Raw genomic sequence first — 8,219 nt, forward strand, 5'->3', positions numbered from 1 at the left:
GGGAGCTTGCTCCCGCTGGGGCGCGAAGCGGCCCTTTTTGGGGACTGCTGCGCAGTCCAGCGGGAGCAAGCTCCCTCGCCACAGGGTTGTTCAATACGTTCAGTTAACGGCCATACGTTGCCACAACGCGTAGTACACCCGCCCGGATTTCTGCTCGCGGTGCAGGCGCCAGTTGCCCGGTAGGCCCAGCGTCGAAGGCGCGGTCTCGCTTTCAGTGTAGATCCACGAATCCGGCGCCAGCCATTGGCGCTCTTCCAGCAGGGCGCAAACGGCCGGCAGCAGGTTCTGGTTGAACGGCGGATCGAGGAACACCAGATCAAACGGCGTGGCGACCTGGGTTTCCAGATAGCGCAGCGCATCGGCGGTCTGCACCTGGCCGTTGGTGCAGCGCAGGGTGCCGAGGTGTTCCTTCAGGCTCGATACCGCTACGTGGCTGGCATCCAGCGCCTGACCCGTGGCCGCGCCACGCGACAGTGCTTCAAGAAACAGCGCGCCGCTGCCGGCGAACGGGTCCAGCACCTTGGCCCCGGCCACATACGGCGCGAGCCAGTTGAACAGGGTTTCGCGCACGCGGTCCGGTGTCGGGCGCAGGCCCGGCGCATCGGGGAAGCTCAGTTTGCGGCTGCGCCATTCGCCGCCGATGATGCGCAACTGGTTCACACCGTTGTGGACGTTCTGCGCAGGTTTTTTAGGACGAGTAGCCATTAATGCTCCGGAACCCCGAGCGGTTGCTCGGCAGGTTTATCAGATGGGGCCGGTAACGGCTTTTGCGGCACGGTCGGGCCAGCGCTGACGATGACCAGTTTGTCCGTGCTCAGGTGTTTGTTCATCGCGTCTTTGACCTGCTCGACAGTCAGGCTCTGGGACTGACGCATGAAGTCATCCAGATAGCTCAGCGGCAGATTATAGAAGCCCATGGCGCCCAGTTGGCCGACGATATCGGCGTTGCTCGCGGTGGACAGCGGGAAGCTGCCGGCCAGTTCGCGTTTGGCGTCGTGGAGTTCTTTCTGGGTCGGGCCGGTCTTCAGATAATCGGCGAGCACGTCCTGCACCAGTTTCAGCGTGCCTTCGCTCATTTCCGCGCGGGTCTGCAGGTTGATCATGAACGGGCCGCGAGCCTGCATCGGGCTGAAACCCGAGTACACGCCATAGGTCAGGCCACGCTTCTCGCGCACTTCGCTCATCAGGCGGGTGCCGAAACCGCCGCCACCGAGGATCTGGTTACCCATCGACAGCGCCGCGTAATCCGGGTCGTCACGGTCGATGCCCAGCTGCGCGAGCAACAGGTTGGTCTGCTTCGACGGGAACTCGATGTGATTGACACTGGCTTTCGGTTCCTGCGGCTGGGCGATTTTCGACAATGCCGGGCCTTTAGGCAGGGCGCCGGAGACCTGATTGGCAATCGCCTCGGCTTCGGCGCGAGACAGGTCACCGACCAGCGCGATCACCACGTTGCCGGCCGCGTAGGCCTTGGCGTGGAATTCACGCAGTTGCGCCAGAGTGATCTTCGGCACGCTCTGCGCATTGCCGTCACTGGAGTGCGCGTATGGGTGGTCGCCGTACAAACGCTTCATCAGCTCGAGGCTGGCGAGTTTGCCGGGGTTCTGTTTCTGGTATTCGAAACCGGCGAGCATCTGGTTCTTGATGCGCGCAAAGGAATCGGCCGGGAAGGTCGGTTTGCCCACCACTTCTGAGAACAGCTTCAGCGCCGGCTCGCGCTGGTCGGCGGCGCTCAGACTGCGCAGCGAAGCCAGCGCCATGTCCTTGTAGGCGCCGTTGCCGAAATCCGCACCGAGGCCTTCGAAGCCTTGGGCGATGGCGCCAACGTCCTTGCCGGCCACGCCTTCGTTGAGCATGGCGTTGGTCAGGACTGCCAGGCCCGGTGCATTGCCGTCCTGACTGCTGCCGGCGGCGAAGATCAGGCGCATGTCGAACATCGGCAGCTCATGGGTTTCGACGAACAGCACCTTGGCGCCTTCGGCGGTGTTCCAGGCCTGCACGTCGAGCTTGCGGCTGGCCGGGGCCTTGCCGTCGAGTTCGGCCAGCGATTGCAGCTTCTGGCTGGTCTTGGCGTTGTCCAGTGCTTCGCTGGCGTCGGTTTTGACACCGGGCATCAGATAGAACGCGGCGGAGCCGATCACTGCAATGGCGATCAGACCAAGCAACAGGCGTGGGGATTTGCGCTCACTCATGAGTCGTCTCCAGTGGCAGGACATGGGCGACGCTGAGACGTTCGCGGGTGAAATACAGCTTGGCGGCGTTCTGGATGTCTTGCGGGGTCACGCTTTCCAGATCGGCGAGTTCGGTGTCCATCAACTTCCACGACAGCCCGACCGTTTCCAGTTGGCCGATGGCGGTGGCCTGACTGGTGATCGAATCACGTTCGAACACCAGGCCGGCGATCACTTGCGCCCGCACGCGCTCGAGTTCTTCGGCGGACGGTGCGGTGGTTTTCAGCTGTTCCAGCAGTTTCCACAGACCGGCTTCAGCTTGCGCCATGGTCTTTTTCTTCTGCGTGTTCGGCGTCGCCGACAGGGTGAACAGGCTGTCGCCACGGGTGTAGGCGTCGTAGCTCGACGAACCGCCCGAGACCAACTCTTCACCGCGCTCCAGTTGCGTCGGGATGCGCCCGCTGTAACCGCCGTCGAGCAGCGCCGAGATCAGGCGCAGGGCGTTGACCGAGCGCTTGTCTTCAGCAGTGGCAATGCTTGGCACGTTAAAGCCGAGCATCAGGCTGGGAAGTTGGGTCTGCACATGCAGGGTGATCTGGCGCTCACCGGGTTCGGCCAGTTCCAGTGGTTTCTTCGCCGGTGGCACGTCGCGCTTGGCAATCGGCCCGAAGTAGCGTTGGGCGAGGGTCTTCACTTCATCGGGGGTGACGTCGCCGACCACTACCAGCGTGGCGTTGTTTGGCACATACCAGGACTGATACCAGTGGCGCAGCTCTTCGACCTTCATCCGGTCCAGGTCCGCCATCCAGCCGATGGTCGGTGTGTGGTAGCCGCTGGCCGGGTAAGCCATCGCCTTGTAACGCTCGTAAGCCTTGGACATCGGCTTATCGTCAGTGCGCAGGCGACGCTCTTCCTTGATGACTTCGATTTCCTTGGCGAACTCGTCAGCCGGCAGGCGCAGATTGGCCATGCGGTCGGCTTCCAGTTCAAACGCTACGCCCAGACGGTCGCGGGCCAGCACCTGGTAATAGGCGGTGAAGTCGTCACTGGTGAAGGCGTTTTCTTCGGCGCCCAGGTCGCGCAGGATCAGCGAGGCTTCGCCAGGGCCGACTTTCTCGCTGCCCTTGAACATCATGTGCTCAAGCGCGTGGGACAGGCCGGTCTGGCCCGGGGTTTCGTAGCTGGAACCGACCTTGTACCAGACCTGCGACACCACCACCGGCGCGCGATGGTCTTCGCGCACGACGACCTTCAGACCGTTGTCGAGGGTGAATTCGTGGGTCGGTTGCGGGTCGGCCGCCAGGGCCGAAAGGGGCAGGCAGACTGTGCTGAGCAGCAGGCCTGCAGCGCGGCGGGCTAGAGCATTCATTCGTTTTTTAACCTGTTGGGCTGCCCGCTTGGTCTTAGCGTCGGCGGGCGAGAGGGTGCTAGGATACTGATCCGTTTTACCGGCGACCACGCCTATCAGGTTTTCAGGCCTGATGCGGTTGTATAGGTTGGCGGCAGAAAGCTGCGGTTTATCGACTAGACTTCGCTTTTTCGCCGATTTTGCCGGTTTAGTCCTTCGTTAATACGAATCTTTGGGGTGCCGCTGGCGCCTCGACAAAATGTTGCGCGTGAACAAGCTGGATGAAACACAGTCTGTTCTGCATCGAATATTTATTTGCCGGGGCGCCCTTATGGCGCGTCGCTACCGTGAGATAGCCGTCCTCCATGTTTGGTTCCAACGACGACAAGAAGACCCCAGCTGCGGCTGGCGAGAAGAAAAGCCTGTTCGGATGGCTGCGTAAGAAACCGCAGGAACCCGTCGTCGAACAGCCGCCCGCGATTCCTGAACCGGCTCCGACGCCAGCGCCTGCTATAGAAGAAGAGCCGGCGCCGATCGTGCTGCCGATCGCCGAGCCGGTGCTGCAACCGGTCGAGTCCGAGCCAGAACCTGAAACCCCGGTGGCGGCCGAGCTGCCACTGACTCCGGCGGCCGAGCCGTGGCTGACCTTGCCGGTGGCGGAAGAACCGGTGGCCTTGGTCGAAGAGGCCGCGCCGCATGTGACGCCGCCGATTCCTGCACCTGCCGCGTTCGTCCCTGAAGTCGCTCCGGCGCCAGTGGTTGAGCCGGTTGTCGAGCCTGCGCCGGCTGTTCCCGAGCCAGTGACCCCGGTGGTCGTCGCCCCTGTTGCGCCGGTCGCTCAGCAGCCCGAGCCTGCACCTGCACCTGCACCTGCACCTGCACCTGTCGTCGCTGCTCCGGTGGTGCCGGTAGAAGTGGTTGCTGAAACGCCAGTGGAAGCCCCGCGCAGCGAAGAAACCAAAGTCGGCTTCTTCGCCCGCCTCAAGCAAGGCCTGTCGAAAACCAGCGCCAGCATCGGCGAGGGTATGGCCAGCCTGTTTCTCGGCCGTAAAACCATTGATGACGACCTGCTCGATGAGCTGGAAACCCGACTGCTGACCGCCGATGTCGGTGTCGAAGCCACCACGCAGATCATCCAGCGCCTGACCCAGAAGGTCGCCCGCAAAGAATTGGCCGACGCCGACGCGCTGTACAAGTCGTTGCAGGCCGAGCTGGCGGCGATGCTCAAGCCGGTCGAGCAGCCGCTGAAAATTGCCTCGCAGAACAAGCCGTTCGTGATTCTGGTGGTCGGCGTCAATGGCGCTGGCAAGACCACCACCATCGGCAAACTGGCGAAGAAGCTGCAACTGGAAGGCAAGAAAGTCATGCTCGCCGCCGGTGACACCTTCCGCGCCGCTGCCGTTGAGCAGCTGCAGGTCTGGGGCGAGCGCAACAAGATCCCGGTGATCGCCCAGCACACCGGCGCCGACTCCGCGTCGGTGATCTTCGACGCCGTGCAGGCCGCAAAGGCCCGTGGCATTGACGTGCTGATCGCCGACACCGCCGGTCGTCTGCACACCAAAGACAACCTGATGGAAGAACTGAAGAAAGTTCGCCGGGTGATCGGCAAGCTCGACGCCGACGCGCCGCACGAAGTGCTGCTGGTGCTCGACGCCGGCACCGGTCAGAACGCGATCAACCAGGCCAAGCAATTCAACCAGACCGTCGAACTGACTGGCCTGGCGCTGACCAAGCTCGACGGCACCGCCAAGGGCGGGGTGATTTTCGCCCTGGCCAAGCAGTTTGGTCTGCCGATCCGCTACATCGGCGTCGGTGAAGGCATCGACGATCTGCGTACCTTTGAAGCCGAACCCTTTGTCCAGGCACTGTTTGCCGAACGGGAGCGTTCATGATTCGTTTCGAACAGGTCGGTAAACGCTACCCGAACGGTCACGTCGGCTTGCATGAGCTGAGCTTTCGAGTGCGTCGTGGCGAGTTTCTGTTTGTCACCGGTCACTCCGGTGCCGGTAAGTCCACGCTGTTGCGCCTGTTGCTGGCGATGGAGCGTCCGACCAGCGGCAAACTGCTGCTGGCCGGGCAGGACCTGAGCACCATCAGCAACGCGCAGATTCCGTTCCTGCGTCGGCAGATCGGCGTGGTGTTCCAGAATCACCAGTTGCTGTTCGATCGCACGGTGTTCAACAACGTCGCGCTGCCGCTGCAGATTCTCGGCCTGTCCAAGGCCGAAATCGCCAAGCGCGTCGATTCGGCGCTGGAGCGCGTGGCGCTGTCGGATAAAACCGATCTGTACCCGGGCGACCTGTCCACCGGTCAGCAACAGCGCGTCGGCATCGCCCGCGCCATCGTCCACCGTCCAGCCCTGCTGCTGGCGGACGAACCGACCGGTAACCTCGACCCGCGTCTGGCGGCCGAGATCATGGGCGTGTTCGAAGACATCAACCGACTGGGCACCAGCGTGCTGATCGCCAGTCACGACCTGGCGCTGATTGCGCGTATGCGGCACCGCATGCTGACCCTGCAACGCGGCCGACTGATCGGCGACGGGGAGGCCGGCGTATGAGTGCGACACGCAGTCCGAAGGTTTCCGAGCGCGTGGCCCCGAAAGCCGCCGACCCGCAACCGCCAAAGAAGAAAAAACACGACGATGACGACGGCCCGGACTTTTCCACGCTGTTGCGTTCGTGGATCGAAAGTCACCGTGCCAGCCTGCTCGACAGCCTGCGGCGCCTCGGCAAGCAGCCGATCGGCAGCTTCTTCACCTGCATGGTGATGGCTGTGGCGCTGAGCCTGCCGATGGGCTTGTCACTGCTGATCAACAACGTCGAGCGTCTCGGCGGTTCGTGGCAGCGTGCGGCGCAGATTTCGCTGTACCTGCAGCTGGATGCCACGCCCGCGCAGGGTGAATCGTTGCGCGAGCAGATCAAAGGCATGCCCGGCGTCGCTAATGCCGAATATGTCGGTCGTGATCAGGCGCTGGAAGAGTTTCAGCAGCAGTCCGGTCTGGGCGAAGCCCTGCGCGAGCTGCCGGAGAACCCGCTGCCGGGCGTGGTGCTGGTGACCCCGAACGAGGTCGACAAGCCGACTCTGGAAGCATTAAGACAAAAACTTTCCGAGCTGCCGAAGGTACAACAGGCGCAACTTGATCTAGTCTGGGTCGAGCGTCTGGCCGCCATCCTCAAGCTCGGTGACCGTTTTGTCTTCGGTCTGACGGTGCTTTTGGTGTCTGCATTACTTTTGGTGATAGGCAATACCATTCGTCTTCATATTGAAAACCGCCGCACAGAGATAGAAGTGATTAAACTCGTCGGCGGCACTGACAGCTATGTACGTCGCCCCTTCCTTTATATGGGCGCGTTGTATGGCTTCGGTGCGGGTGTTCTGTCCTGGGGTGTGCTGGCGTTCGGCCTGAACTGGCTGAACGACGCGGTGGTTGGACTGGCCGGCTTGTACGGCAGTGATTTCGCGCTGGCCGGAGTGCCAGTTGCCGACGGTCTGTCGCTCTTGCTTGGCGCGGTGCTGTTGGGTTATATCGGTGCATGGATTGCAGTCGCACGTCATCTCAGGGAGCTGGCGCCGAAGTAGAATCTTTTTTGCGCGTGATTGACCTTGCGGTTTTTTTGGGAACTTGTACTTGAATTCCCGGTCAATTTTTCGCAGTGCCGAGAGGCACGAGTATGTAAGTGGGAGGTTTTTTCGCATGACCAATTCTTTGCAACCTGCGTACGCGTTGGTTCCGGGTGCGAACCTGGAAGCCTATGTGCACACCGTCAACAGCATTCCATTGCTGACGCCGGAGCAGGAGCGTGAACTGGCCGAGAGTCTCTACTATGAGCAGGATTTGGGGGCGGCTCGGCAGATGGTGCTCGCCCACCTGCGATTTGTCGTACACATTGCCCGTAGCTATTCCGGCTACGGTCTGGCTCAGGCTGACCTGATCCAGGAAGGTAACGTCGGCCTGATGAAGGCGGTAAAACGCTTCAACCCGGAAATGGGTGTGCGTCTGGTGTCGTTCGCCGTGCACTGGATCAAGGCGGAAATTCACGAGTTCATCCTGCGCAACTGGCGCATTGTGAAGGTCGCGACCACCAAGGCCCAGCGCAAGCTGTTCTTCAACCTGCGCAGCCAGAAGAAACGTCTGGCGTGGCTGAACAACGAGGAAGTCCACCGTGTGGCGGAAAGCCTTGGCGTCGAACCACGTGAAGTGCGCGAGATGGAAAGTCGCCTGACTGGCCATGACATGGCCTTCGACCCGGCTGCAGAAGCTGACGACGACAGCGCTTTTCAGTCGCCGGCCAACTACCTGGAAGACCACCGGTACGACCCGGCGCGTCAACTGGAAGATGCCGACTGGAGCGACAACTCCAACCACAACCTGCACGAAGCGCTGGAAGTGCTGGACGAACGTAGCCGCGACATCCTCTACCAGCGCTGGCTGGCAGAAGAGAAAGCCACGCTGCACGACCTGGCGCAGAAGTACAACGTATCGGCCGAGCGGATCCGTCAGCTCGAGAAGAGCGCGATGAACAAGCTCAAATTGTCGATCGCCGCATAACCGGCGCTCAGGCAAACAAAAACGCCCCGATCAGCGATGATCGGGGCGTTTTCATTTCTGTTTCAACACAAATCCCTGTGGGAGCGGGCTTGCTCGCGAAGGCGTCGTGTCAGTCACCGACAATGCTGGCTGACCCACCGCCTTCGCG

Annotated in this window: 7 protein-coding genes; 4 read left to right on the forward strand and 3 right to left on the reverse strand. The window is 61.8% G+C overall.

Annotated elements, in window-relative coordinates; genetic code table 11:
- Positions 1-99 precede the first annotated feature (99 nt).
- Genes rsmD through QMX91_RS26550 form a run of 3 tightly spaced genes read right to left on the reverse strand, consistent with a single transcriptional unit; the run spans position 100 to position 3,540 of the window.
- Positions 100-705, reverse strand: coding sequence for a 16S rRNA (guanine(966)-N(2))-methyltransferase RsmD (gene rsmD / locus QMX91_RS26540; RefSeq protein ID WP_282413615.1), 606 nt, complete (start codon positions 703-705; stop codon positions 100-102).
- Positions 705-2,192 carry a pitrilysin family protein gene (locus QMX91_RS26545; protein ID WP_282413616.1) on the reverse strand — a complete coding sequence of 496 codons (1,488 nt, stop codon included), beginning with the start codon at positions 2,190-2,192 and terminating at the stop codon, positions 705-707. Before QMX91_RS26545 ends, rsmD begins: the two co-directional genes overlap by 1 nt.
- Complete coding sequence (locus tag QMX91_RS26550) at positions 2,185-3,540, reverse strand: pitrilysin family protein (RefSeq protein WP_025112091.1); 1,356 nt, start codon at positions 3,538-3,540, stop codon at positions 2,185-2,187. The genes QMX91_RS26545 and QMX91_RS26550 overlap by 8 nt, the downstream gene beginning before the upstream one ends.
- A 344-nt stretch (positions 3,541-3,884) precedes the next feature.
- On the opposite strand from QMX91_RS26550, the gene ftsY reads away from it, so the two are divergent.
- From ftsY to rpoH, 4 genes are all read left to right on the forward strand, one after another.
- Complete coding sequence (ftsY, locus tag QMX91_RS26555; protein ID WP_282413617.1) at positions 3,885-5,411, forward strand: signal recognition particle-docking protein FtsY; 1,527 nt, start codon at positions 3,885-3,887, stop codon at positions 5,409-5,411.
- Positions 5,408-6,079, forward strand: coding sequence for a cell division ATP-binding protein FtsE (ftsE, locus tag QMX91_RS26560; RefSeq protein ID WP_003229148.1), 672 nt, complete (start codon positions 5,408-5,410; stop codon positions 6,077-6,079). The genes ftsY and ftsE overlap by 4 nt, the downstream gene beginning before the upstream one ends.
- Positions 6,076-7,101 carry a permease-like cell division protein FtsX gene (gene ftsX / locus QMX91_RS26565; protein ID WP_282413618.1) on the forward strand — a complete coding sequence of 342 codons (1,026 nt, stop codon included), beginning with the start codon at positions 6,076-6,078 and terminating at the stop codon, positions 7,099-7,101. The genes ftsE and ftsX overlap by 4 nt, the downstream gene beginning before the upstream one ends.
- Positions 7,102-7,216: 115 nt before the next feature.
- The gene (gene rpoH, locus QMX91_RS26570; RefSeq protein ID WP_003229146.1) at positions 7,217-8,071 is read left to right on the forward strand and encodes an RNA polymerase sigma factor RpoH; all 855 of its coding nucleotides are present in this window, start codon (positions 7,217-7,219) and stop codon (positions 8,069-8,071) included.
- Positions 8,072-8,219 lie beyond the last annotated feature (148 nt).

Source organism: Pseudomonas sp. PS01299 (genome assembly GCF_029960145.1).
Classification (GTDB): Bacteria; Pseudomonadota; Gammaproteobacteria; order Pseudomonadales; family Pseudomonadaceae; genus Aquipseudomonas; species Aquipseudomonas putida_A.